The sequence below is a fragment of the Cylindrospermopsis raciborskii Cr2010 genome (genome assembly GCF_003367075.2).
Classification (GTDB): Bacteria; Cyanobacteriota; Cyanobacteriia; order Cyanobacteriales; family Nostocaceae; genus Raphidiopsis; species Raphidiopsis raciborskii.
Genome location: NZ_CP065936.1, coordinates 3,047,012 through 3,072,932, shown reverse-complemented (window position 1 = coordinate 3,072,932; position 25,921 = coordinate 3,047,012). Strand labels below are relative to the sequence as shown.

18 protein-coding genes and 1 pseudogene are annotated in these 25,921 nt (G+C 40.5%); 7 read left to right on the top strand and 12 right to left on the bottom strand.

What is annotated here, in order from left to right; genetic code table 11:
* Window positions 1–21: 21 nt before the first annotated feature.
* From C6N34_RS14060 to pyk, 7 genes are read right to left on the bottom strand one after another with little or no spacing between them, the layout of a single operon-like run.
* Complete coding sequence (locus tag C6N34_RS14060; protein WP_236107151.1) at window positions 22–1,590, bottom strand: ATP-binding protein; 1,569 nt, start codon at window positions 1,588–1,590, stop codon at window positions 22–24.
* A 58-nt stretch (window positions 1,591–1,648) separates the two neighbouring features.
* Entirely contained in the window at window positions 1,649–3,217 is a 1,569-nt protein-coding gene (locus C6N34_RS14055; protein ID WP_236107149.1) for an ATP-binding protein, read from the bottom strand.
* Window positions 3,218–3,275: 58 nt separating this feature from the next.
* Window positions 3,276–4,829, bottom strand: coding sequence for an ATP-binding protein (locus C6N34_RS14050; protein WP_236107147.1), 1,554 nt, complete (start codon window positions 4,827–4,829; stop codon window positions 3,276–3,278).
* A 36-nt stretch (window positions 4,830–4,865) separates the two neighbouring features.
* Window positions 4,866–6,419, bottom strand: coding sequence for an ATP-binding protein (locus tag C6N34_RS14045; protein ID WP_236107145.1), 1,554 nt, complete (start codon window positions 6,417–6,419; stop codon window positions 4,866–4,868).
* Between the two features lie 36 nt (window positions 6,420–6,455).
* Window positions 6,456–8,024: an ATP-binding protein gene (locus C6N34_RS14040; RefSeq protein ID WP_236107143.1), complete on the bottom strand. Its 1,569-nt coding sequence runs from the start codon at window positions 8,022–8,024 to the stop codon at window positions 6,456–6,458.
* Window positions 8,025–8,082: 58 nt separating this feature from the next.
* On the bottom strand, window positions 8,083–9,180 hold the full coding sequence (locus tag C6N34_RS14035; RefSeq protein WP_236107141.1) for a PD-(D/E)XK nuclease domain-containing protein: 1,098 nt from the start codon (window positions 9,178–9,180) through the stop codon (window positions 8,083–8,085).
* 44 nt (window positions 9,181–9,224) lie between these two features.
* On the bottom strand, window positions 9,225–10,994 hold the full coding sequence (gene pyk, locus C6N34_RS14030; RefSeq protein WP_057178618.1) for a pyruvate kinase: 1,770 nt from the start codon (window positions 10,992–10,994) through the stop codon (window positions 9,225–9,227).
* Window positions 10,995–11,218: 224 nt separating this feature from the next.
* On the opposite strand from pyk, the gene C6N34_RS14025 reads away from it, so the two are divergent.
* A complete protein-coding gene (locus C6N34_RS14025) occupies window positions 11,219–12,133 on the top strand; it encodes a carbohydrate ABC transporter permease (RefSeq protein WP_057178619.1) in 915 nt (304 codons plus the stop codon).
* On the opposite strand, the gene C6N34_RS14020 is transcribed toward C6N34_RS14025, so the two are convergent.
* Complete coding sequence (locus C6N34_RS14020) at window positions 12,130–17,682, bottom strand: translocation/assembly module TamB domain-containing protein (protein ID WP_236107139.1); 5,553 nt, start codon at window positions 17,680–17,682, stop codon at window positions 12,130–12,132. The two genes, C6N34_RS14025 and C6N34_RS14020, sit on opposite strands and share 4 nt — an antisense overlap.
* A 138-nt stretch (window positions 17,683–17,820) precedes the next feature.
* Entirely contained in the window at window positions 17,821–19,791 is a 1,971-nt protein-coding gene (acs, locus tag C6N34_RS14015) for an acetate--CoA ligase (RefSeq protein ID WP_057178621.1), read from the bottom strand.
* A 303-nt stretch (window positions 19,792–20,094) separates the two neighbouring features.
* Between acs and C6N34_RS14010 the strand changes: the two genes are divergently transcribed.
* The 3 genes from C6N34_RS14010 to C6N34_RS14000 all read left to right on the top strand — a co-directional run bounded on the left by C6N34_RS14010 (window position 20,095) and on the right by C6N34_RS14000 (window position 22,181).
* Window positions 20,095–20,787, top strand: a complete 693-nt coding sequence (locus tag C6N34_RS14010) for a hypothetical protein (protein WP_057178622.1) — start codon at window positions 20,095–20,097, stop codon at window positions 20,785–20,787.
* 63 nt (window positions 20,788–20,850) lie between these two features.
* Window positions 20,851–21,300: a hypothetical protein gene (locus tag C6N34_RS14005; protein WP_115539183.1), complete on the top strand. Its 450-nt coding sequence runs from the start codon at window positions 20,851–20,853 to the stop codon at window positions 21,298–21,300.
* Window positions 21,301–21,443: 143 nt separating this feature from the next.
* Complete coding sequence (locus tag C6N34_RS14000; RefSeq protein WP_115539184.1) at window positions 21,444–22,181, top strand: TerC family protein; 738 nt, start codon at window positions 21,444–21,446, stop codon at window positions 22,179–22,181.
* Window positions 22,182–22,226: 45 nt separating this feature from the next.
* Here the strand turns inward: C6N34_RS14000 and ndk are convergent, their stop codons facing one another.
* Window positions 22,227–22,676, bottom strand: coding sequence for a nucleoside-diphosphate kinase (ndk, locus tag C6N34_RS13995; protein WP_040009052.1), 450 nt, complete (start codon window positions 22,674–22,676; stop codon window positions 22,227–22,229).
* 85 nt (window positions 22,677–22,761) lie between these two features.
* Between ndk and C6N34_RS13990 the strand changes: the two genes are divergently transcribed.
* A complete protein-coding gene (locus C6N34_RS13990; RefSeq protein WP_057178623.1) occupies window positions 22,762–23,223 on the top strand; it encodes a hypothetical protein in 462 nt (153 codons plus the stop codon).
* A gap of 34 nt (window positions 23,224–23,257) precedes the next feature.
* Here C6N34_RS13990 and thrC read toward each other — a convergent pair whose 3' ends face one another.
* Window positions 23,258–24,349, bottom strand: a complete 1,092-nt coding sequence (thrC, locus tag C6N34_RS13985) for a threonine synthase (protein WP_115539185.1) — start codon at window positions 24,347–24,349, stop codon at window positions 23,258–23,260.
* 233 nt (window positions 24,350–24,582) lie between these two features.
* Between thrC and C6N34_RS13980 the strand changes: the two genes are divergently transcribed.
* Entirely contained in the window at window positions 24,583–24,771 is a 189-nt protein-coding gene (locus tag C6N34_RS13980; RefSeq protein WP_006277283.1) for a hypothetical protein, read from the top strand.
* A gap of 297 nt (window positions 24,772–25,068) precedes the next feature.
* On the opposite strand, the gene C6N34_RS13975 is transcribed toward C6N34_RS13980, so the two are convergent.
* The gene (locus C6N34_RS13975) at window positions 25,069–25,533 is read right to left on the bottom strand and encodes a phosphate-starvation-inducible PsiE family protein (protein WP_115539186.1); all 465 of its coding nucleotides are present in this window, start codon (window positions 25,531–25,533) and stop codon (window positions 25,069–25,071) included.
* Between the two features lie 130 nt (window positions 25,534–25,663).
* Here C6N34_RS13975 and C6N34_RS13970 point away from each other — a divergent pair.
* Window positions 25,664–25,915 (top strand): annotated as a pseudogene (locus C6N34_RS13970) (hypothetical protein); the annotation flags it as partial.
* Between the last annotated feature and the right edge of the window lie 6 nt (window positions 25,916–25,921).

Genomic DNA, 25,921 nt, shown 5'->3' with positions numbered 1-25,921 from the left:
CCATTATTGCAAAGTCAAGATTTAGTGCCAGTCCGCTTGTATAAGATTTTGTTGGCTGCGACTAAATATCAAACCAATCTCATGGACAGATTTTCCCGGTTCCCCACGGTATTTTTCAGCATAGTTTCGCTGGAGGATTTGGTCAAGTGCTGGATTTCCCTGGACTTGATTCCCCTCTACCACCTTGATTTCCATCACATAAATGTGTCCCCCCACCATAACAGTTAAGTCCGACTGACCATGATTAGTGATATCTTCTGGGATAACTCGAGCATCCAAGGAACTGAGGAAGGCGTAAATCACAGAAGCATAATATCCTTCAAAATCCGCTAGGTCGTTATTAGTGAAATTCCGCCAAGGAATGGAGGCAAATAATCGCTTGATGGTGCTGACTAAGCCTTCTACATCTCCAGAACTCAGTTGGGTATGTATCAGTCTTTGTACACCTAACTTTTCGTTTACTAATTTGGTATAGGCGTTGATAAACTGGTTGTTGAGAGCAATCTTCACCTCCATATTGGGTATACCCAAACAAAACACTATTTGGTTGATATCTGTAAATATGTCCTTAATGGTCAGATAACCAGACTGAAACAGGAGGGTCACTGGGTTAATCTGCTCCACATCAAAGGAATCAAGTATTTCCTCCGTTACCTGGATTCCCTCCAAATTAGGTAGGAAATACCGCTCCTTCTGGAACAGTTTGAGTAGAAAGCTGGGACTACCCGTTTCAAACCAGTAGTTACGAAATCTCATGCCTTCGTTAATGAAGAGGAGGATATCGTAGGGGTTATAAACAGTCTCTGAGCCTGTCCAATTATAACCATTGTACCAATGGCGCAGTGCATCCCAATCTACTCCCTCAAGGTGGTCACCGAAGGACTCTCGCAGGTCGGTTTCAGTATAACCACAGATGGATGAGTAAGCTTCGCTAATAGTGATGTCCGTTAGTTGATTAATCCCACTAAATAGGCTGACCTTAGAAAACTTAGTGACTCCAGTCATAAACACGAACTGGAGGTTGGCATCTTGACTCTTCAACACTGAGTAAAAGTTTTTCAGTCCCTCTCGCATTTCAGCGGCGATATTTGGGTTATCTATATTATCGAGAATCGGTTTGTCGTATTCATCTACCAGCACCACTACCCTTTCACCAAACTGCTCCCTTGCACCAGCGATGATTTCTCCAAAAATCCCGCTGATACTCTTCTTTTTCGAGCCAACCCCCAGGCGATCGCCGTTATTCCAAAGGAGATCCCGAATCTTTTCATCCAACTCTTCCCGGTTTCTGAGCACACCACCAGCAAAATCAATCTTAATTACTGGGAATTTACGACTCCATTCCCATTTGTCATGAATATAGAGCCCCTCAAACAATTTTTCATTCCCCTCGAATATCTCCTTCAGGGTATCCACAAATAGACTTTTGCCAAAGCGTCTTGGTCGTGACAGAAAGAACGCTCCAGGTTGTTTAATTAATCTTAATGCGAAACTCGTTTTGTCCACATAGACACAGTTACTACCACGCATTTTGTCTAGCGTATTTATCCCTAACGGCAAGTTTTTTACGTCTACTTCTTGGCTCATCATGTAGTGATTAATCCAATATATTAGGCTCTTATTAGAGCAGGTCAATTCTTAACCAGACTTATTGCCAGTCCGCTTGTATAAGATTTTGTTGGCTGCGACTAAATATCAAACCAATCTCATGGACAGATTTTCCCGGTTCCCCACGGTATTTTTCAGCATAGTTTCGCTGGAGGATTTGGTCAAGTGCTGGATTTCCCTGGACTTGATTCCCCTCTACCACCTTGATTTCCATCACATAGATATGGGCTCCAAGCATGGTGGTTATATCCGCTTGACCATAGTTGCTAATGTCCTCCGGGATAACTCTAGCATCTAAGGAACTCAAGAAGGCGTAAATCACAGAGGCATAATATCCTTCAAAATCCGCTAGGTCATTATTAGTGAAATTCCGCCAGGGAATACCCGCAAACAATCTCTTAATTGCCATAATCATTGATTCCACATCCCCTCTATTCATAAACTCGTATAGAGAGTCTTGAATCCCACTCTTTTCGTTCACATTTTCCGTATAGGCGTTAATAAACTGGTCATTCAATGCCAGACGAACTTCCAAGTTGGGAATTTTCAGTGCAAACATGTAGCGTTGGCGACGGGTAAAGGTTCGTTCAATAGTCAAATACCCTGATTGAAACAACAAGGTAACTGGATTAATCTTTTCTACTTCAAAGGATTCCAATATCTCCTCTGTAACCTCCAAATGTTCCAGGTTGGGAAGGAAATAGCGATTGGTTTGAAACAACTTGACTAGGAATGTGGGACTACCCGTCTCAAACCAGTAGTTGCGAAATCTCATACCTTCACTAATGAAGAGGAGGATATCGTAGGGGTTATAAACAGTCTCTGAACCTGTCCAATTATAACCATTGTACCAATTGCGCACTTGGTCAAAATCTACTCCCTCAAGGTGGTCACCGAAGGACTCTCGCAGGTCGGTTTCAGTATAACCACAGATGGATGAGTAAGCTTCGCTAATAGTGATGTCCTTGAGTTGATTAATCCCACTAAATAGGCTGACCTTGGAAAACTTAGTGACTCCAGTCATAAACACGAACTGGAGGTTGGCATCTTGACTCTTCAACACTGAGTAAAAGTTTTTCAGTCCCTCTCGCATTTCAGCGGCGATATTTGGTTTATCTATATTATCGAGAATTGGTTTGTCGTATTCATCTACCAGCACCACCACCCTTTCACCAAACTGCTCCCTTGCACCAGCGATGATTTCTCCAAAACGTCCTTGAATATCGTCCAGTTCGCAGTTAATCCTCAAGGACTTTGTGGTTTTCAACAGCATACCATTAATTTTTTTGTCCAGCTCCTCCCGGTTTCTGAGCACACCACCAGCAAAATCAATCTTAATTACTGGGAATTTACGACTCCAGTCCCATTTGTCATGAATATAGAGCCCCTCAAACAATTTTTCATTCCCCTCGAATATCTCCTTCAGGGTATCCACAAATAGACTTTTGCCAAAGCGTCTTGGTCGTGACAGAAAGAACGCTCCAGGTTGTTTAATTAATCTTAATGCGAAACTCGTTTTGTCCACATAGACACAGTTACTACCACGCATTTTGTCTAGCGTATTTATCCCTAACGGCAAGTTTTTTACGTCTACTTCTTGGCTCATCATGTAGTGATTAATCCAATATATTAGGCTCTTATTAGAGCAGGTCAATTCTTAACCAGACTTATTGCCAGTCCGCTTGTATAAGATTTTGTTGGCTGCGACTAAATATCAAACCAATCTCATGGACAGATTTTCCCGGTTCCCCACGGTATTTTTCAGCATAGTTTCGCTGGAGGATTTGGTCAAGTGCTGGATTTCCCTGGACTTGATTCCCCTCTACCACCTTGATTTCCATCACATAGATATGGGCTCCAAGCATGGTGGTTATATCCGCTTGACCATAGTTGCTAATGTCCTCCGGGATAACTCTAGCATCTAAGGAACTCAAGAAGGCGTAAATCACAGAGGCATAATATCCTTCAAAATCCGCTAGGTCATTATTAGTGAAATTCCGCCAGGGAATACCCGCAAACAATCTCTTAATTGCCATAATCATTGATTCCACATCCCCTCTATTCATAAACTCGTATAGAGAGTCTTGAATCCCACTCTTTTCGTTCACATTTTCCGTATAGGCGTTAATAAACTGGTCATTCAATGCCAGACGAACTTCCAAGTTGGGAATTTTCAGTGCAAACATGTAGCGTTGGCGACGGGTAAAGGTTCGTTCAATAGTCAAATACCCTGATTGAAACAACAAGGTAACTGGATTAATCTTTTCTACTTCAAAGGATTCCAATATCTCCTCTGTAACCTCCAAATGTTCCAGGTTGGGAAGGAAATAGCGATTGGTTTGAAACAACTTGACTAGGAATGTGGGACTACCCGTCTCAAACCAGTAGTTGCGAAATCTCATACCTTCACTAATGAAGAGGAGGATATCGTAGGGGTTATAAACAGTCTCTGAACCTGTCCAATTATAACCATTGTACCAATTGCGCACTTGGTCAAAATCTACTCCCTCAAGGTGGTCACCGAAGGACTCTCGCAGGTCGGTTTCAGTATAACCACAGATGGATGAGTAAGCTTCGCTAATAGTGATGTCCTTGAGTTGATTAATCCCACTAAATAGGCTGACCTTGGAAAACTTAGTGACTCCAGTCATAAACACGAACTGGAGGTTGGCATCTTGACTCTTCAACACTGAGTAAAAGTTTTTCAGTCCCTCTCGCATTTCAGCGGCGATATTTGGTTTATCTATATTATCGAGAATTGGTTTGTCGTATTCATCTACCAGCACCACCACCCTTTCACCAAACTGCTCCCTTGCACCAGCGATGATTTCTCCAAAACGTCCTTGAATATCGTCCAGTTCGCAGTTAATCCTCAAGGACTTTGTGGTTTTCAACAGCATACCATTAATTTTTTTGTCCAGCTCCTCCCGGTTTCTGAGCACACCACCAGCAAAATCAATCTTAATTACTGGGAATTTACGACTCCAGTCCCATTTGTCATGAATATAGAGCCCCTCAAACAATTTTTCATTCCCCTCGAATATCTCTTTCAGGGTATCCACAAATAGACTTTTGCCAAAGCGTCTTGGTCGCGACAAAAAGAATCTTCCTGCAATCCGGATAAGATGGTAAGCCAACTTTGTTTTATCTACATAGACACAATTGTTTTCACGCAACACGCTCAGGGTATTGATCCCCAAGGGCAAATTTTGTAAATTCATAACACCCCATTATTGCAATTATTGCAAAGTCAAAATTCAGTGCCAGTCCGCTTGTATAAGATTCCGTTGGCTGCGACTAAATATCAAACCAATTTCATGGACAGATTTTCCCGGTTCCCCACGGTATTTTTCAGCATAGTTTCGCTGGAGGATTTGGTCAAGTGCTGCATTATCCCGGACTTGATTCCCCTCTACCACCTTGATTTCCATCACATAGATGTGTCCCCCCACCATAACAGTTAAGTCCGACTGACCATGATTAGTGATATCTTCTGGAATCACTCGAGCATCCAAGGAACTGAGGAAGGCGTAAATCACAGAAGCATAATATCCTTCAAAATCCGCTAGGTCGTTATTAGTGAAATTCCGCCAAGGAATGGAGGCAAATAATCGCTTGATGGTGCTGACTAAGCCTTCTACATCTCCAGAACTCAGTTGGGTATGTATCAGTCTTTGTACACCTAACTTTTCGTTTACTAATTTGGTATAGGCGTTGATAAACTGGTTGTTGAGGGCAATCTTCACCTCCATATTGGGTATACCCAAGCAAAACACTATTTGGTTGATATCTGTAAATGTGTCCTTAATGGTCAGATAACCAGACTGAAACAGGAGGGTCACTGGGTTAATCTGCTCCACATCAAAGGAATCAAGTATTTCCTCCGTTACCTCGATTCCCTCCAAATTGGGTAGGAAATAACGCTCCTTCTGGAACAGTTTGAGTAGAAAGCTGGGACTACCCGTTTCAAACCAGTAGTTACGGAAAACTTGGCCTTTTCCAATAAACAGCAAGATGTCATAGGGATTATAAACAGTCTCCGATCCTGTCCAATTATAACCATTGTACCAATTGCGCACTTGGTCAAAATCTACTCCCTCAAGGTGGTCACCGAAGGACTCCCGCAGGTCGGTTTCAGTATAACCACAGATGGATGAGTATTGGTTATTAATGGTGATGTCCGTTAGTTGATTAATCCCACTAAATAGGCTGACGTTGGAGAACTTAGTGACTCCAGTCATAAACACGAACTGGAGGTTGGCATCTTGACCCTTTAGCACTGAGTAAAGGTTTTTCAGTCCCTCTCGCATTTCAGCGGCGATATTTGGATTGTCTATATTATCGAGGATTGGTTTGTCGTATTCATCTACCAGTACTACTGCTCTAGTACCATATTTAGCCACTGCTTCCCCAATCAGGGTTCCAAATTTCCCTGGTATATCATTTGACTCGTAGGATACTCCCAGGCGCTCCGCATTCTTGCGCAAAAGGTCTAATACACGTTTATCCAACTCTTCCCGGTTTTTTAATACCCCATCCGCAAAATCAATCTTAATTACTGGGAATTTACGACTCCAGTCCCATTTGTCATGAATATAGAGCCCCTCAAACAATTTTTCATTCCCCTCGAATATCTCCTTCAGGGTATCCACAAATAGACTTTTGCCAAAGCGTCTTGGTCGTGACAGAAAAAATCTTCCCGCAATCCGGATAAGATGGTAAGCCAACTTTGTTTTATCTACATAGACACAATTGTTTTCACGCAACACACTCAGGGTATTGATCCCCAAGGGCAAATTTTGTAAATTCATAACACCCCATTATTGCAATTATTGCAAAGTCAAAATTCAGTGCCAGTCCGCTTGTATAAGATTCCGTTGGCTGCGACTAAATATCAAACCAATTTCATGGACAGATTTTCCCGGTTCCCCACGGTATTTTTCAGCATAGTTTCGCTGGAGGATTTGGTCAAGTGCTGCATTATCCCGGACTTGATTCCCCTCTACCACCTTGATTTCCATCACATAGATGTGTCCCCCCACCATAACAGTTAAGTCCGACTGACCATGATTAGTGATATCTTCTGGAATCACTCGAGCATCCAAGGAACTCAAGAAGGCGTAAATCACAGAGGCATAATATCCTTCAAAATCCGCTAGGTCATTATTAGTGAAATTCCGCCAAGGAATGGAGGCAAATAATCGCTTGATGGTGCTGACTAAGCCTTCTACATCTCCAGAACTCAGTTGGGTATGTATCAGTCTTTGTACACCTAACTTTTCGTTTACTAATTTGGTATAGGCGTTGATAAACTGGTTGTTGAGGGCAATCTTCACCTCCATATTGGGTATACCCAAGCAAAACACTATTTGGTTGATATCTGTAAATGTGTCCTTAATGGTCAGATAACCAGACTGAAACAGGAGGGTCACTGGGTTAATCTGCTCCACATCAAAGGAATCAAGTATTTCCTCCGTTACCTCGATTCCCTCCAAATTGGGTAGGAAATAACGCTCCTTCTGGAACAGTTTGAGTAGAAAGCTGGGACTACCCGTTTCAAACCAGTAGTTACGGAAAACTTGGCCTTTTCCAATAAACAGCAAGATGTCATAGGGATTATAAACAGTCTCCGATCCTGTCCAATTATAACCATTGTACCAATTGCGCACTTGGTCAAAATCTACTCCCTCAAGGTGGTCACCGAAGGACTCCCGCAGGTCGGTTTCAGTATAACCACAGATGGATGAGTATTGTTTATCAATGGTGATGTCCGTTAGTTGATTAATTCCACTAAATAGGCTGACCTTAGAAAACTTAGTGACTCCAGTCATAAACACGAACTGGAGGTTGGCATCTTGACCCTTCAACACTGAGTAAAGGTTTTTCAGTCCCTCTCGCATTTCAGCGGCGATATTTGGGTTATCTATATTATCGAGGATTGGTTTGTCGTATTCATCTACCAATACTACTGCTCTAGTACCATATTTAGCCACTGCTTCCCCAATCAGGGTTCCAAATTTCCCTGGTATATCATTTGACTCGTAGGATACTCCCAGGCGCTCCGCATTCTTGCGCAAAAGGTCTAATACACGTTTATCCAACTCTTCCCGGTTTTTTAATACTCCATCCGCAAAATCAATCTTAATTACTGGGAATTTACGACTCCAGTCCCATTTGTCATGAATATAGAGTCCCTCAAACAATTTTTCATTCCCCTCGAATATCTCCTTCAGAGTATCCACAAATAGACTTTTGCCAAAGCGTCTTGGTCGTGACAGAAAGAACGCTCCAGGTTGTTTAATTAATCTTAATGCGAAACTCGTTTTGTCCACATAGACACAGTTACTACCACGCATTTTGTCTAGCGTATTTATCCCTAACGGCAAGTTTTTTACGTCTACTTCTTGGCTCATCATGTAGTGATTAATCCAATATATTAGGCTCTTATTAGAGCAGGTCAATTCTTAACCAGACTTATTGCCAGTTCGCTTGTATAAGATCCCTTTGGCTGCGACTAAATATCAAACCAATTTCATGGACAGATTTTCCCGGTTCCCCACGGTATTTTTCAGCATAGTTTCGCTGGAGGATTTGGTCAAGTGCTGCATTATCCCGGACTTGATTCCCCTCTACCACCTTGATTTCCATCACATAAATGTGTCCCTCCACCATAACAGTTAAGTCCGACTGACCATGATTAGTGATATCTTCTGGAATCACTCGAGCATCCAAGGAACTGAGGAAGGCGTAAATCACAGAAGTATAATATCCTTCAAAATCCGCTAGGTCGTTATTAGTGAAATTCCGCCAAGGAATGGAGGCAAATAATCGCTTGATGGTGCTGACTAAGCCTTCTACATCTCCAGAACTCAGTTGGGTATGTATCAGTCTTTGTACACCTAATTTTTCGTTTACTAATTTGGTATAGGCGTTGATAAACTGGTTGTTGAGGGCAATCTTCACCTCCATATTGGGTATACCCAAGCAAAACACTATTTGGTTGATATCTGTAAATGTGTCCTTAATGGTCAGATAACCAGACTGAAACAGGAGGGTCACTGGGTTAATCTGCTCCACATCAAAGGAATCAAGTATTTCCTCCGTTACCTCCATTCCCTCCAAATTAGGTAGGAAATACCGCTCCTTCTGGAACAGTTTGAGTAAAAAGCTGGGACTACCCGTTTCAAACCAGTAATTACGAAATCTCATGCCTTCGCTAATGAAGAGGAGGATATCGTAGGGGTTATAAACAGTCTCTGAACCTGTCCAATTATAACCATTGTACCAATGGCGCAGTGCATCCCAATCTACTCCCTCAAGGTGGTCACCGAAGGACTCTCGCAGATCGGTTTCAGTATAACCACAGATGGATGAGTAAGCTTCGCTAATAGTGATGTCCTTGAATAGACTTTTGCCAAAGCGTCTTGGTCGTGACAAAAAAAACGCACCAGGTTGTTTAATCAGTTTTAATGCCAAATGCGTTTTGTCCACATAGACACAGTCACTACCACGCAGTTTGTCCAGCGTGTTTATCCCCAAAGGCAAGTTTTTTAGGTTTACTTCTTGGCTCATCTGTAATGATTAGTCCAATTTCTTAGAATTGTAATAGAGCATGTTCACCTTGTACCCACCGCACCAGAATAGACTAATCCCCGCTGCATATCTAAGGTCAAAATTGTCCCATCTTTTATTACTTGGGTCGCTTGCTTGACACCCACTATTACTGGTACTCCTAATCTCAATCCAATTACAGCAGCATGACTATTCAAACTCTCCTCCTCCGTAATAATACCACTAGCCTTACGGATTGCTTCCACACAACCTGCTCCGGTGCTGGATGCTACTAAAATATCTCCTTGGCTGAAATTGGTCGCGTCTATACCATTGCGCACCACTCTTGCACGACCACTAACAGAACCCTGTCCTAAACCAATTCCTTGACCTAATATAGCTGTGACTACTTCCACTTTAATTAGGTCTGTAGACCCAGAAACTCCCTGCAATGTACCAGCAGTCATTACAACTAAATCCCCCTCACTCAAGAGCCTTTTTTCTTGAGCTACGTTAATGGCAGCTTGGAATGTTTGACCGGTGGAAGGTAAGTCCAATACGAGTAAAGGTCTAACACCCCAAACCATTTGTAATTGTCTGGCTACGTTTACATGAGGTGTGATAGCTAAAATGGGCGTTTTAGGACGGTATTTAGAAACATTACGCGCAGTTGCTCCCGTTTGGGTCAAGGTCATGATTGCTGCTGCACCTAAGTTCTCAGCAATCTGTCCCACAGCTTGACTAATAGCATTAGGAATAGAACGTTTATCATCTGTTCCTAGACGGGAACTGGTATTTATCTGTTCCTGTTCAATACGCTCTGCTATTCTAGCCATAGTAGCTACTGCTTCTACCGGATAGTTACCTACCGCCGTCTCATTGGAAAGCATTACCGCATCTGTACCATCTAAAATCGCGTTGGCAACGTCGGACACTTCAGCACGAGTTGGACGAGGATTACTGACCATGCTATCTAACATTTGAGTAGCAGTGATAATAGGAATGCCTAAACGGTTAGCCGTGGCAATTAATCGCTTTTGTAGTACGGGAACATCTTCTGCAGGTAGTTCTACCCCTAAATCACCCCTAGCAACCATTACTCCATCACACAAGGAAAGAACTTCTTCCATTTGTTCTATGGCTTCGTGTTTCTCTATCTTGGCAACTACGGGCACATTCTTACCAGTGCTGGAAATTAACTCTTTGATTTCTATAATGTCTTGGGGGTTACGCACAAAGGACAAAGCCACCCAATCCACTCCCTGGTCTAAACCAAACATCAGATCCTCTCGATCCTTATCGGTCATGGCTTTAATAGACAAATACACTCCGGGAAAGTTGACCCCCTTGTTGTTAGAAAGTTTACCCGCAACTGTGACTCGACAATGTAAATCTCCTTTGTCACGGTTAATTTCTTCCACCACCATTTCTACTCGACCATCATCAAGGAGAATTTTTGACCCAATTGGCACTTCCTCTGCTAGATAATCATAGGTGACACAGCTAATTTCTTCATTCCCCACTACTGGACGATTTGTTAGAGTAAAGCGATCGCCTTTAGATAGCATGATAAAACCATTATCAAATTTACCTAGACGAATTTTAGGTCCTTGTAAATCTTGCAAGATTGCTACTGGTCTGTTTAACTCAAAAGCAGTTTGTCTAATCAAACGGATGCTACGCTGATGATCAGCGTGAGTCCCATGGGAAAAATTTAATCTTAGAGTGGTTGCTCCAGCTTCAATAATCGCTTTTAGCATTTCTGGACTGCTGGTAGCAGGTCCGATGGTAGCAACGATTTTGGTGCGACGCAGAGAATCTCTTAATTGCGACATGTGGATTTCAGGATTGTTGGGATCTATCTGGGAAATAATGGTAAGTTAAGCAGCTAACTCTTTTAGTGATTACTATATCAATGTCAATGAATCAATCTATTCCTCATCTAATCAGCATCACTGCGATTAAATCTTACTACAATTAATTCAGAATCGGAAATCTATACAAAACCTATAGGAAACTTAAACATAGTTAAATCCTGATCAACAATAGTAACAAAGCCATGACCAATCAACTAACATTCAAAACCTGGAATAGAATCAAACAAAAACTGACCCCCTACTTCTTTTTAATACCTGCTTTGTTTTTGCTAAGCTTAACCGTTTTTGTACCTGCACTGCAAGCTTTTTACCTGAGTTTTACCACCTATCAAGATATTGGGGAGTCCCCCAAATTTATAGGTATTGACAACTTTGTTCGGTTATGGTATGATCCTGTGTTCTGGCTAACCCTAGTTAATACTATTGTTTACCTGGTGGGAGTTGTACCAATTCTAGTTATTCTACCCTTAATTTTAGCAATTTTAGTGAATCAAAAATTACGGGGAATGAGTTGGTTTAGAACTGCTTATTACACACCCGTAGTAATTTCCATGGTAGTTGCTGGTATTGCTTGGAAATGGTTATATGCAGAAAATGGTTTATTAAATCAATTAATCAAAACCTTGGGTATCTTTCCCGATGGGATTCCCTGGTTAACCAGTCCAGATAAAATCTTAGGAATTGTGCCCATTTCCCTGGCCAGCGTTATGGTTGTGACTATTTGGAAGGGTTTGGGATATTACATGGTTATTTATCTAGCTGGTTTACAATCTATTCCCGAAGACATTTATGAAGCTGCTGCTATTGACGGTTCTGAAGGTATTCGTCAACATATAGACATTACTATTCCCCTAATGCGTCCCTATTTAGCTCTAGTAGCAGTTATTTCCGCTATTTCCGCTACTAAAGTTTTTGAAGAAGTTTACATTATGACTGGTGGTGGACCTATCAATAGCTCCAAAACAATTGTTTATTACTTATATGAGCAAGCATTTAGTAATCTACAGTTGACGTACGCTTGTACTATTGGTTTAGTCCTATTCCTGATCATTCTAGGGTTATCCTATTTACAGATAGGAATTACCCGAGAGCGTTAAAATCTTCTTTCAAACTCAACTACTCCACGAGTATCATCTGTGAAATTACTAGACCCACGAAGGCGTAAATTATCGTCTAGTCTATAGTTAAAACCCCATTGTAAAGGATCCTGAGTAGTAATAATTTTAATAGTTGAGAAAGAAAACTTGTCAAAGATATCCATACCAGCTTCCAAAGCCAATTCCACCGTTGAATTAGTTAAAGTTGAATTAATGAAACTGGAATTAGTTCTATTAGATTGTGGTTTCTGAGATAGAACCGTAGGAAAAACCCGTAACTCGCTTAATCCAATAGCATCCCGAATAAAATTAAACCCCATTTGTAAATAATTTGCCACAGCAGATCCAGCAATATTAATCAAACCAAATGTGGTGTCACCACGCGATTGGTTATCAGCAAATTCACTTCCTAATCCCCCGAGCAAAGTAATAATTTCCGTTTGGGAGCGGGAGGGAATACTTTTCATTTCCAGATTATCATTCAACTGATCTGCATAACCCTTAACCCGTGCTTCTATCCGAATAGTTTCTAACTTGGATAATCCTGTAGAAATCTCTCTGGTTAGATCTGTAGTCTTGATCCCATCCAATACCTTGGCAAAAAGTTTCACATCTAATTCAGGAATGCGGGGTTTGAACTCCCTAAAAGTGGCGGTGTGCTCATAGTTACGTATCAAATTAAATTGAGTGGTAAATAAATTTACTCCTCCTCTAAATAATCTAATACTTCCTGTGGGGATGAGATTATTTAATTCACCATTGATATTTAACTTTCCTCTGGAAAGGAAATTGAATACAGGTGGACTGGCTATTTGCATCCCCTGATCTAAGGTAATTTGCAGGTTTTGAAATCTGACAGGTCCACTATTGTTTTGATTGATAGGTTTTACCTGTTTAGTAGGAATAGGTAATAGGTTATTTTGATAGAGTGGAGTATCAATTGCATCCTCAGTTTGGGATGAATTAGCAGTTTGAGATTCTGTGAGTAAAACTTGCCCATTTGATAATGCTATATCACCACCTATCAGTGGTTGTAATGCAGATCCAGTAATTACTAAATTACCATTAGCAGTACCTTTGTATAACCCCTTGATATTTAATAATAATTGTTCCAGCTTGACACTCAAAGGGTTATTGATTTGGATATTTTTACTAGTAAAAATGGGAATTTCTCCTGCAACTTCTATTTTACCCTTACTAAATAGTCCTTGGACATTATTCACCGATACTCTATCAAAGTCGAAGTCCGCTTGTCCGGAAACATCCGTAAGTTTGCCCACTAAGTTTGGCACTAGAAATGTGGCGTTTTTTAGAGCAGCAATACCTTTAACTATTGGTTTTCTTTGAGTTCCCCGAATGGCTAAATTTACTTCACCTTCACCATTTTCAAAAGATACTTGATCCGTAAACAAATTCAACAGTCCTAAACCCTCATTTTTCACCTTCATGTTTAGGATAATGTTGCTATTTGGTACTACGGATGCAAATGGTAGTTTATAGGGAATATCCCCATTAATCTCAACTGGTTCCCTACCAGATGCCAAAATTTTACTGTCGAACCTTAAACGGCCATCAGTATAACTAAAACTTGCATTTGCCGACTCTATAGGCTTTTGGTTAAGTTGTGCTTCTGTAATTGTTAATTCTCCTCTAGTTTGAGGATTAGCTAAACTACCAGCGATCGCAGCATCGACATTAATATTACCATCAATTCCCACTGGCAATTTAACAAATCTGTTTAATATTTTTGTGGAAAGATTGTTAACCGTTAATTTTCCCGACTGTGTTGCACCACCTATATTTCCAGTAAAGGATAGGAGCTGGTTTTTCTCTTGAATCCGCAGGGGTTGTAAACTTAAAATCCCTCGCTCCAAATTGCCCTGTGCCAGAATTTTTTCCACTTTATAAAAGCGATCGGGTTCGGTTGGTCTACCCCAAGTAAAGTTTTCTCCTGCTAGTTTAAATTTTAGTGCTATTCCAGTTCTTGCACTTAGGTTCACATCAATATCACCACCAAAAGTTCCTTTGATATCTTTCAAATCTGGAATAGGTTGAGAATCGGAGCGATTTTTATTTTCTGCTGCAATAATTTCATCAACCTTGTCGAGTTTTTGTATTCTTTCTCCTAAAGATAGATTTACTTTACTGGGCGAGTTGGTTTTTAAATCAGCTGCTACGCCATATTTTGGCAATCTAAAACCTCTTCCCAAATCTTGAAGTTCAAAGATTTGTGCCAGGGTGAGTAAATTTTGGATTTTGCTTTGACTGATCCTGATTTTACTTTGTAATTCCGGTCCTTGACGAGTTTGTTGGAAACTACCATCAAATAAATAGCGACTTTCACCACTGACAAATTCCCCATTTGTAATAGTAGTTCTCTGATTATTATTGTTATAATCGAATTCTGTCTTAAACAGGTCTCCTTTAATTCTAGCTAGTTGGGGTTTAATGATCTCAATATTTCCCCTACTTGCTAAATTCCTGTAATTTATCTGTAGGTTTCCAGTCAATAAGCCAGCTATACTTCCCTTACCTATAAGTGGATTATCTGGTAAATTAAAGTTTAACTTTTCCAGGGGTAAGTTGTTAGCTTCAATAGCTAATTTCTCCCCCTCCAATTTTCCCTCAACTGACATTTGTTGCAACTTGAATAAAAACCTACCCGATGGATTATTCCTATTGTCATTAGTCTTTAAGTTGGCAGCTAATCTATCTGTTTTACCAGATAAATCCAAAGTTAAATCTTGACCTTGAACTAAGTTAATGTTGCCATCTAATAATGGTTCAAAGGAAAATTTCTCTACCTCTAAATTTTTTAAACCTAGCCTACCTACCACATTGGGAGTGGTAATTTTACCGGTAATTTCACCTTGAAAATCTGCCTTTCCTCTTAGTTTTAAGGGAACGGGAAATGGCAATTGTTGAAAATCATAATCTTGGGCTTGCAAACTAATTTTCACCTCGCCAAGTTCTGGCATTCCCGATTGTTGGGCATTGGCTAAAATATAACCTTTAGCATGGAAGTTATTACCCTTGAGTTGGGCAATATTTAATTGCTGACCACTCCAATATATGCCAGCTACTATGGGTGAGTTAATCCCTCCCCTAATTTGATTAAATTCTATTTCACCTGCTGCACGCACATCCGCCAATTTAGCTGACCCTAGAATACCAGCTAGTTGGAATTTTCCACCAATTTCACCGGACAGTTGTTTATTGATCCGATTTAATTTTACACCATAACCGCTGACTATGGCTTGGTAAGCACCTTTACTAATTTTAATTCCAGAAGCGGTAATTTTTCCCCCGGCAATATTTATTCCTGCTACTCCATTTATTTGAATATTTTCTGGTTGCAAATTTTCTAGAGATCCAGCAATATTTAACTGACCACCTAATCCTCCCTTTAATTCGGGTGGCATGGATGCTAATTTTTGTATAGGCACGTTAGCAATTGCTATTTTAGCTTGATAATTGCCATTACTAACTCTGATTTCCTGGAGGTTAATTCTACCATTGTCGATTTGTACTTTCGCTTGTCCACTAGCATTTAAGGTTTTGAGATTTATATTTTCTGTGTCACCAACAATAGTTAATTTACCCCCTAAAGGATAATTAAGAATGGGTGGGGATTGCCTAAGTATTTTGGCAACCTGCAGATTCTCGCTGACCAGGTGGGCAGTAAATTTATTGTTATTTAGTTCTACACGAGAAAGCCCTATTCTACCACCCGCAATATTGATATTTAACTGCTCTGGTTGAATATTAGTAATTTTTAAGTCGTCAGAAGTTCCCGACACAATTAACTTACCATTAAGCTCTGCGTCGGTTAAATTAATATTGTCTAGGTTATTTTCTAGTTTGGTTTTCAATAGGCTTTCAAGATTTGCTAATCTAATATTGTTTGCTTGGGCGATCGCCTGCCACTTTTGACGATTATAATTTCCATAAGCTCGGACTATATTGCCATTGATATTGACGGTGATATTAGGAAAATCAATGCTGTTATCGGGGTTAATAACTGTTTCTCCAGTTAGGGGGTATGTAGCTTGTGGAGCTTGCCATTTTACCCAGGTCTGAAGATTGCTAGTTTTTCCTGATATATTGGCGGTGGCTGATAGTTTACCGATTTGAAAATCAGCATTATTCCTCTGACTATAAACTCGAGATAAGGCGTCACCGTCTAGATTTTTGGCACTTAAATTCATGCTTACTTCCGGTATTTGACCCAGATTAATTTTTCCCGATCCAGTCAGTTCACCACCTAAACTAGATACCACTTGAATCTCTTTGAAAGCTATCTGAGGTGTGCGGGTAGTTAGTTCAAATTTGCCGCTGACTTTCTCAAAATCCAGGCGATCAATTTGGGCATTTTTAATATTGCTTACTTGACCCAAAAGCACGGGTTGAGAAATATCACCTAAAAATTGTAAATCTGCTTTTAATACACCACCCACGGGAACAGGTAACTTAATTTTTAATGTTTCTAGAGCTTGGGAAGCGCTCACAGCATTGACAACTCCACTTAAATTAAACCCCCGTTTTTGGTCAATTGAACCTTTAGCCACCACAGGAATTTTGCCATAATTGCCCACCAAATTATCTATCTCAATTGCCGATCCCTGAAACTTGATATTCCCCTGGGTATTATTAAAAGGTTGTGGTATTTTTCCTAATTGCCAATTTACCCCTTCTAAATTTGCATTGCCATATAACAAAACTGGATCTTCTGGTGTCAATTGGATTTTTATGTCACTATTAATCTTGCCCGATCTTACTTTTATATCTGCTGGAATTAAACGACTAATATCGGCTATATATAAATCTTTAGTTTTTACATTTACATTACCCATAAGTGTTGGTTTAGTTTCCATATCTCCCGCTATAGAAATATCACCACCACTTTGATTATTTCCAGTTAGGTCAAATTTAAATTTTTGATTGTTATCTAACAGCTGAACCCTACCATACAGTTTGGCAAGAGTAATGGGAACTGATGAACTAGTGTCGCTCCCCGGTGTCTCCAATCTTTGATTTGGTACCAATACTAATCTGCCGTTGCGAATACTTATCTTGCTTAAATCAGTTTTAATAATTCCTGGTTCTTCAGGAGGAGCAATAGTGGTGGTAATCCAGCGTTGTTGATTATCCTGCTCAATATAAATATCTGGGTCAATTAAAGTAACATCTAATTTTAGGTGACGGTTAACTACCAAATCCCACGGATTAAAACTTACATCTACTGCTTGGATAGCTATTCTATCGGAATCTGTGGGAGTTGGGGGAATACCAGAAGCAGCAAACCGCACTCCAGTTAGAGAAAATTCTTTCACTGCTCCTAGTTGCACAGGACGGTTTAAAGTTGAGGTTAGTCCCTTTTGTGCTAAGGGTACTAGGTCCTTGTGGATAAAACCCCGCACCCACCACATTCCACCAATTAATAAAATTAGCACAGACCCACCCAAGGCTATGCTACCACGAGTCAAAAACAGCCACCATAGGGTTTGACTTGGGCTTTGTGGGAAAGATGGAGGAGAAGATTTGGACATGATAGAATATGACTCTATAAATATTGAGCAGGAAATTCCTAATCTATAGTTAGCACAATCTTTAGGAATCTAGGCACTATTTTGATTTATAATTTCCAGCCATCCATGCCATATCTATGGGAAAATGCCTCCTGCTTCCTAATTTCCTTCCCGCAATTTATCCAACACGCTGCGATCCTCCAAAGTAGATGTGTCACCGGATACCTCTTGACCTGCTGCTAAACTCCTGAGCAAACGACGCATGATTTTACCCGATCTGGTTTTTGGTAAAGCATCGGTAAATCTAATTTCACCAGGACGGGCGATCGCTCCTATTTCTTTAACCACGTGTTGTTTTAATTCTTTGCTTAATTCTTCACTCCCTTTGTAAGTTCCTTCTAGGGTGACAAAAGCCACAACTTCTTCACCTTTTAATTGATCAGGTTTACCAACCACAGCAGCTTCAGCAACAGCAGGATGGGAAACCAGAGCAGACTCAACTTCCATAGTCCCTAAACGGTGTCCAGAGACATTAAGTACGTCGTCCACCCGTCCCATGACCCAGAAATAGCCATCTTCATCTTTTCTAGCACCATCACCGGCAAAATAAGTGTAGTTGCCCTCTTTTGGGGGTATGTGTTCCCAATAGGTACGACGGAATCGATCTGGATCACCATAAACGGTTCGCATCATTCCTGGCCAGGGATAACGCACTGCCAAATAACCACCTTGGTTATCGGGGAGGGAATTACCTTCCAGATCTACAATGTCGGCTATAATACCTGGGAAAGGACGGGTTGCAGATCCGGGTTTGGTTGGTATGGCTCCGGGTAGGGGTGTAATCATAATACCACCAGTTTCCGTTTGCCACCAGGTGTCCACAATGGGACAGCGTTCACCACCAATCACCCTGTAATACCACATCCAGGCTTCGGGATTGATGGGTTCTCCCACAGTACCCAATAATCTCAGGGATGAAAGATTTCTGGCTTTTGGATGATGTTCTCCCATTTTAATAAATGCTCGGATGGCTGTGGGAGCAGTATAGAAAATAGTCACTCCATATTTTTCAATCACATCCCAAAAACAACCAGGATTAGAAGATCTAGGTGCACCTTCATACATAACTGTAGTTGCACCATTGGATAATGGTCCATATACTATATAACTATGACCGGTAATCCAACCCACATCAGCTGTACACCAATAGACATCTGTGTCCTGGAGGTCAAAAATCCACTTGGTGGTAATATGACTATATAGGTTATAGCCACCTGTAGTATGAACTACTCCTTTAGGTTTCCCCGTACTACCAGATGTGTAGAGAACAAATAACATATCCTCACTATCCATGGGTTCAGCTGGACAGTCAGCGGAGGCATTTTTTTGTAAATCATGCCACCAGTGGTCCCGTCCCGGTTCCATTTGGGTTTCCTGTTCTGTGCGCTTGACCACTAACACATCTGTCACACTAGGAACATAATTATTGCTCAAAGCTAGATCTACTTGTTCCTTGAGAGCTACAATTGTGTCCTTCCGCCAACCTCCATCAGCTGTGACTACCACCTTAGCTTGTGCATCATTCAGGCGATCGCGCAATGCCTCAGCACTAAAACCACCAAACACAACACTATGAGGTGCACCAATTCTGGCACAAGCTAACATAGCAATAGCTGCCTCTGGTATCATAGGCATATAAATACCTACCCGATCACCCTTTTGAACTCCCAATTGTTTGAGGACATTAGCAAACTGACAAACTTCCCGATGAAGTTGGGCGTATGTGAGGGTACGACTATCTCCTGGTTCACCTTCCCAAATAAGAGCTGCTTTGTTTTTGCGCCAAGTTGTCAGGTGACGGTCAAGACAGTTGTAAGATATATTAATCTTGCCATTAACAAACCATTTGGCAAAGGGGGGTTGCCAATCTAAGACAGCATCCCATTTAGTGAACCAATGTAACTCTTTTTGTGCCAAACCTGCCCAAAACTCTTCAGGATTTGCCTTAGCCGTATCATAGAGACGTTGATACTCTTCTACGCTTTTAATATTAGCCTGTTGAGAAAAATTACTGGTGGGATGGAAGAGACGTTTTTCTTGTAAGATTGATTCTATAGTTATTTGAGACATAATTGCTTCTCAAGGTATTACCAAGACCTATATATAACAAAGTCTCGCCAAATAGTATTGATTGTTAAAAAACTTAGTATTGCATTGGTAGGCCAAGTCATTCAGTAGAGTGTAAATAATTATTAAGAGACGGCGGAATGGCTAAAGTGTAGTATACTTGGGTCAAGATGGAAATTTTTTAAACCAAACTTTAACAAGAAGGAAACGGAAATACAAAAGAACAATATGAACCATATATCCAGATATTATGAGGTGGATTGAGAACAGTTTAGTAGAGTTAATTACTCAAAAGTAGGGCCTAGTTTGCAAGCAAAAGATATTAAGGAGCAACTAAAGTCATTAAGTCAGATAGCCATGACGATAGATCCCCAATTAGCCAAAAGACTAGATGAGGTCAATCGTTGGGTAAAATGTATTCGTCCCGGTTCCCTAACAGCCAAACCCTATGTGCTGGCATTTCTCCTGGAAGTAATTACAGACTCAAGAATCTGGCTAGTAATTCAATCAACATCAGACCCAGGGGCCAAAAAGGCAAAATTTGAGCAGATGACCGCCAATGAAAGGTATTGGTATGGTTATTTGTTCCCTAGGTGGATTAACTCAAGCGATACCAAATTTTACATTTGGAAGAAAAAAATTATGGGGGGGGAATTTAATCAGTTGGATAATGATATTATTAGACTAATGGCCCAAGAGATAGAACGTCGGGAGGGTCAGGTTTGGCAACGCTATATTGCTGATCTTTCCATGGCTACAGACCTAATAGTGAGTAATCACCAACATAAACCACTTTGTATCCAAATTACCAGCGTCAGTAAAGAGTTACATGCGAAAAAATACGACAAGTGGCAACACGCCTTGCAAATTTGGGAAATAGAAAGAGGATTGTTTCTAAGCTATGATCCTGCTAACAATGACTTTATTCGTCAGTCAGTAAATGTGGTGCTGTATAACAGTGATCATCTTTCTGAGGGTAAATACTTAAAGTTTTCCTGATGATAGATTTTTGATGTCCGTTACCCAAATTGTCTAAAATGTTACCAGCTCACAACAGCATTTATGCTTAATCAAAAAGAAATGAACAGCATTACTCAAGTGGATGAATTGGCTGAGATTTTAACAGCGGCCCGCAGAATGCAGCAAGAGTGGTTAGAGTATGGAGTAAATTATGTACATCTTTACGTAGAAGATGTGGAGGGGGACTGGTTAGAGAAGTGGGGTGAAAATGAAGAGGTAGCACAAGAAAATGTGTTGTTGGATCAGATCAAGGAATTTTTGGTAAGTAACGATAAAATCGCGGTGAAAATTAGGCATAGTTTGCGGGATAGGCCACTTTTTGAATTAGCAGTAGATTTAACAGCATATTTGGGGGTTGATTCAGGGGAGGAAAAAGTATCTGTACTGAAGGATATTTTAAGTAATTACCTAGATTTGTGTAATCTGGATTTAATTGATTTAGCCAGTAGATTAATTGTTGACGTTCTCCCCATTTATCAGTCAACTTACTAAGTAAGCTTTCAAGCGTTAGTTCCCAAATTAGTTAAAATCATGGTACACTCGTTGATAACTTTGGAAAAAACGGCTAAACACCGACAAATTTTCTATATTCCACAGTTGCTGCTATTTTAGATCCCTCCTGACTGAAAATTGCAATGCTAGACCAAATATCACAGTACCTACAGTTTAATATTAGTATAGAAGCACCCATAGTGCTAACAGTTCTGGTTTTCCTGGAAGCTGTGTTGTCTGCAGACAATGCTATTGCTTTAGCTGTAATTGCCCAGGGACTGGAAGATAAAACCCTAGAACGTCGGGCTCTAAATGTGGGCCTGATTATAGCTTACATCCTGAGAATCAGTCTACTACTGACAGCTACCTGGGTGCAACAATTCTGGCAATTTGAATTGTTGGGCGCTCTCTATCTGTTATGGTTGGTATTCCAACATTTTACATCTCAGGAAAAATCAGATCATCACCACCATGGGCCAAGATTTAAATCTTTGTGGCAAGCTATACCTGTAATTGCTTTTACTGACCTGGCTTTTTCTTTAGATAGTGTGACTACAGCCATAGCGGTTTCCCAAGAAACATGGTTAGTTTTAATAGGTACAACTATTGGAGTAATTACACTAAGATTTATGGCGGAGCTATTTATTCGCTGGTTAGGCGAATATGAAAACCTAGCAGATGCAGGTTATATCACTGTAGCATTAGTAGGTTTACGTCTATTATTAAAAGTCCTAAACGAAGCCTTTGTTCCTCCCCAATGGTTAATGGTCGGTGCGATCGCTATAATTTTGGTTTGGGGTTTCTCTAAGCGGAATATTGTTGGTGAGGTTGAAATAGAACAAACAGAACAAATAGAGGAAACGGAAAAAACCCAGGTTTAATGGAACAGGAAGAATAGGAAATCTATTTTCCCATTCCTCCCTAATCTATTCTGCTAACCAAGGAGCTAGATGAGGTGTCCAGTTGACCAACTCCTCTTCCTTAAACCATAGTGAAATTTCTCGTTGCGCAGTTTCAATCGCATCAGATCCGTGGATCAGGTTGCGACCAATGTTAATCCCAAAATCACCGCGAATTGTGCCTGGTTCTGAGGTTAGGGGGTTAGTAGCACCGATAATTTTTCTAGCAGATGCGACCACACCTTGACCTTGCCAAACCATAGCCACTACAGGACCAGAAGTGATAAACTCAACCAAGCTGGCAAAAAAAGGTCTTTCCTTATGAACATCATAATGCTGTTCAGCCAGTTCCTTACTGACCTTCATAAACTTTAAACCCACTAGGGTAAAACCCTTGGTTTCAAAGCGACGGATAATTTCTCCCGCAAGTCCCCGTTGGACTCCATCAGGCTTAATGGCAATAAAAGTGCGTTCCAAAGCTGTCTCCAAAGGCATAAAAAAGTCATCTGTGATTATTGTTAATGGTATGTACCACTTTTGTCTAGTAGTTCCAGGAAGAAATATGAACCAAGATTTAACACAAAAATGGTTATCAGAAATTCAAAACCTTCAACAGCAAATGTTACAACTGCAAAAAGAACATGATCAAGCCTGGGAAACTTGTGAAAAATGGCGACAGCTCTATAATACTGAGTCCCAACAACGCCGCGCTGATGCAATTATGTATCAACAACAAATTACTGCTTTAAAAGCTGAATTTGAATTGTTTCAACATGTAAGCACTTACTCCCAGGAAGGAGAAACCACCCAAATAGATCCGCAAATCAATGCGTTTATGTCCATGGAGGATTTAAAAAATCAACTCGTGAACATTACACAAGAACGCGATCGCTTGGTACGAGCATTAAAGTTAGAACAAGAGAACCATCAAAAAACCCGAATTAATCTAACTACAGCATTGGGGGATGCCATTGATAGTTTAACCGAGTGGAAAGCCAAGGTGGAAACGCCAACATTTATTTAGGCTTTTAGGCCCCCTAATTAACAGAGAGGATAGATTAAAAACCCATAGCTTGGGCCACAGCATTTAAATTAGCTGGTATACCTTGTTTAAACTGGGCATGACTATGTTTAATAGCTGTATCTGGGTCTTTGAGACCATTCCCTGTGAGGACACAAACCACTGTGGCACCGGTGGGCACTTGATCCTTGACCTTGAGTAACCCAGCTACCGAAGCTGCACTAGCAGGTTCACAGAAAATCCCCTCCGAAGAAGCTAACAAACGATAAGCATCCAAAATTTCCCCATCTGTGACAGCATTAAAACTACCCTGACTAGCAGTTTGAGCCACCACCGCTTTTTCCCAACTCGCTGGATTGCCAATCCTAATCGCCGTCGCTATGGTGTCCGGATTTGCCACCGGATGACCCTGAACCAAAGGTGCTGCTCCCTCTGCTTGAAAACCCATCATTTGGGGGAGGCGATCGCATTTTCCTGCTTGGTGATATTGACAAAAACCCATCCAATATGCTGTGATGTTACCAGCATTTCCCACGGGAATACATAGCCAATCAGGAGCATTACCCAAAGCATCAACTATCTCAAAAGCTCCCGTTTTCTGACCTTCCAGGCGGTAGGGATTGACGGAATTTACCAAGGTGATGGGGTAATGATCTGCCATTTCCCGCACAATTTCCAGAGCTTTATCAAAATTGCCCTGAATAGCTAACACCTGGGCACCATACAGTAGGGCCTGTGCTAACTTGCCCAAAGCCACATAACCATCGGGAATCAGTACAAAGGGACGCATTCCCCCCCTTTGGGCATAGGCAGCCGCAGCAGCAGAGGTGTTTCCTGTACTAGCACAAATTACTGCCTTAGCACCTGCTTCCTTGGCTTTGGTGATAGCCATAGTCATTCCCCGATCTTTAAAACTACCAGTGGGGTTGAGACCATCATATTTAACAAATACCTTAACCTGTTTACCAATGCGCTGTGCGATCGCTGGTGTAGGAATTAAGGGTGTATTACCCTCCAGCAGGGTTACCACTGGAGTGTTTGCACTTACAGGTAAGTAGTCGCGGTAGGCTTCTATTAGACCTGGCCAAGGTTGGCGATGAGATTTAGCAACAGACAAGCTCAAAGTCACAGTATTCTAAACTTCTTAACTAGAAATTGGGAATGGGAGGATTAATTAATAGTCTTAATCACTTTACCATGTGAGGGACCACATAGCCTAGAAGGTACGATCGGTCGATTGCAAAAGACCTGACTGATAAGAATATCTAATCAGAAGTATATAATGTTTTAATAAAGATTAAGATTACTTTATTATAATATGTTTAGTGGTGTGAGTTTAGTTCAGGAAAAAAGATAACAACTATGTCAATGTCAACCTTATCTTCCAGTGTTGCGACCTGCGAGTCTCACAGTGAGCTAGTAAAAAAGCTAACTAAGGCTTACTACCAGGACGAACAGCAAGAAAAATTTATTGGTCTGCAGACGGAAATTGACTCTCTGCTGCAACATTTACAAAACCTCAAGATAGAAAACCTCAAGACTAACCATTAGAAAGGTCGGCCAGAACGTCTACCTAGCCTAACTTTTACTGATCAAAAATCTCCTAAGCGTTCTGGCTAACTATGTTGCAAAACAAGGTTTGGTTTACTGAAGTTTAAGGAAATATGTGAAACAGTACGGTTATATCCATATTAGTGGAAATATAAGGCTATAAAATAGAAAGGGTTTGGCCGTTAACCAAACCCGAATATAAATCCAGTGCATAACAACATCCCAAATAAATTTAACCTACTTGGTTTTTAGTTACATCCTCCCCAAGGATGTTTACAAATCCCAAAATAGCTGATATTAACCTTCTTGATGGTGATCTGGTCTAGAGTAGCCGTGCCCTAATATTTTAGATATCCAGGGGATGGCAATAAAAACACTTGATAATATCAATAAGAATATGGAGATAGCAAAAATTTGATCTTTAGGAATTTCCAACACTCCACGCAAAATGATTTCTCTTAAAGCTGAAACAATAGTAATTTCTACCGCTGCACCTACAGATATATTATGTTCTTGCAGATAGTCAACTAAAAGTCGAAATAACTCTACAAGTATTAAAATAAACAGAATATCAGATGTTACTTCCCGTAAATCAAGGGGACGAATAAAGGAAATAAACATATCCCCTAACCTTAGTAACATGACACAAAATAACCCAAGACAAAGAGAAATAACAATAATATCCTGAAAAATTTCCAAATTGCGAACAATTCTGTCACGATGGAACCAACTACTTACCTTTATAATTATTCCACTAGGCATAAGCTTACAAGTAATTCTATTATTGCTGGTGTTAGCTAATAATCTTAAATGAAAATTATTATTTATAATGTTTAATCAGATCCAATCAGTAACTTTATTAAGTTTTGTATAGCAGTTTATAAAAAAAATATGTGAAAATAAAGTACGCCTTTTACTATCCAGTTGTCATTGGTACTTCAAAGTTAATGGTGGTATTTTAATGTTAATGATTATCTGTCACGATATTGAAAGTTACCAAAACATCATGACTAGAGTTCCCTATTTAGGAGACAAATTAAGGCGCTTTGCTAACAAAGCCAGAATTAGTATTAGTTCACCAGTAAATAACGGTATTCCTTGGGTAACGAGTATAGAGCAAGATGAAGGGGACATAAATTATTAAGCCTAT

Bases quoted from the DNA above. Each gene is read 5' to 3' on its own strand.
- C6N34_RS14050 (WP_236107147.1), bottom strand. From the start codon at position 4,829: ATGAATTTACAAAATTTGCCCTTGGGGATCAATACCCTGAGCGTGTTG.
- C6N34_RS14035 (WP_236107141.1), bottom strand. From the start codon at position 9,180: ATGAGCCAAGAAGTAAACCTAAAAAACTTGCCTTTGGGGATAAACACG.
- pyk (WP_057178618.1), bottom strand. From the start codon at position 10,994: ATGTCGCAATTAAGAGATTCTCTGCGTCGCACCAAAATCGTTGCTACC.
- C6N34_RS13990 (WP_057178623.1), top strand. From the start codon at position 22,762: ATGAACCAAGATTTAACACAAAAATGGTTATCAGAAATTCAAAACCTT.
- C6N34_RS14045 (WP_236107145.1), bottom strand. From the start codon at position 6,419: ATGAATTTACAAAATTTGCCCTTGGGGATCAATACCCTGAGTGTGTTG.
- C6N34_RS14040 (WP_236107143.1), bottom strand. From the start codon at position 8,024: ATGATGAGCCAAGAAGTAGACGTAAAAAACTTGCCGTTAGGGATAAAT.
- C6N34_RS14060 (WP_236107151.1), bottom strand. From the start codon at position 1,590: ATGATGAGCCAAGAAGTAGACGTAAAAAACTTGCCGTTAGGGATAAAT.
- C6N34_RS14055 (WP_236107149.1), bottom strand. From the start codon at position 3,217: ATGATGAGCCAAGAAGTAGACGTAAAAAACTTGCCGTTAGGGATAAAT.
- C6N34_RS14005 (WP_115539183.1), top strand. From the start codon at position 20,851: ATGCTTAATCAAAAAGAAATGAACAGCATTACTCAAGTGGATGAATTG.
- C6N34_RS14000 (WP_115539184.1), top strand. From the start codon at position 21,444: ATGCTAGACCAAATATCACAGTACCTACAGTTTAATATTAGTATAGAA.
- acs (WP_057178621.1), bottom strand. From the start codon at position 19,791: ATGTCTCAAATAACTATAGAATCAATCTTACAAGAAAAACGTCTCTTC.
- C6N34_RS13980 (WP_006277283.1), top strand. From the start codon at position 24,583: ATGTCAATGTCAACCTTATCTTCCAGTGTTGCGACCTGCGAGTCTCAC.
- C6N34_RS14025 (WP_057178619.1), top strand. From the start codon at position 11,219: ATGACCAATCAACTAACATTCAAAACCTGGAATAGAATCAAACAAAAA.
- C6N34_RS13975 (WP_115539186.1), bottom strand. From the start codon at position 25,533: ATGCCTAGTGGAATAATTATAAAGGTAAGTAGTTGGTTCCATCGTGAC.
- C6N34_RS14020 (WP_236107139.1), bottom strand. From the start codon at position 17,682: ATGTCCAAATCTTCTCCTCCATCTTTCCCACAAAGCCCAAGTCAAACC.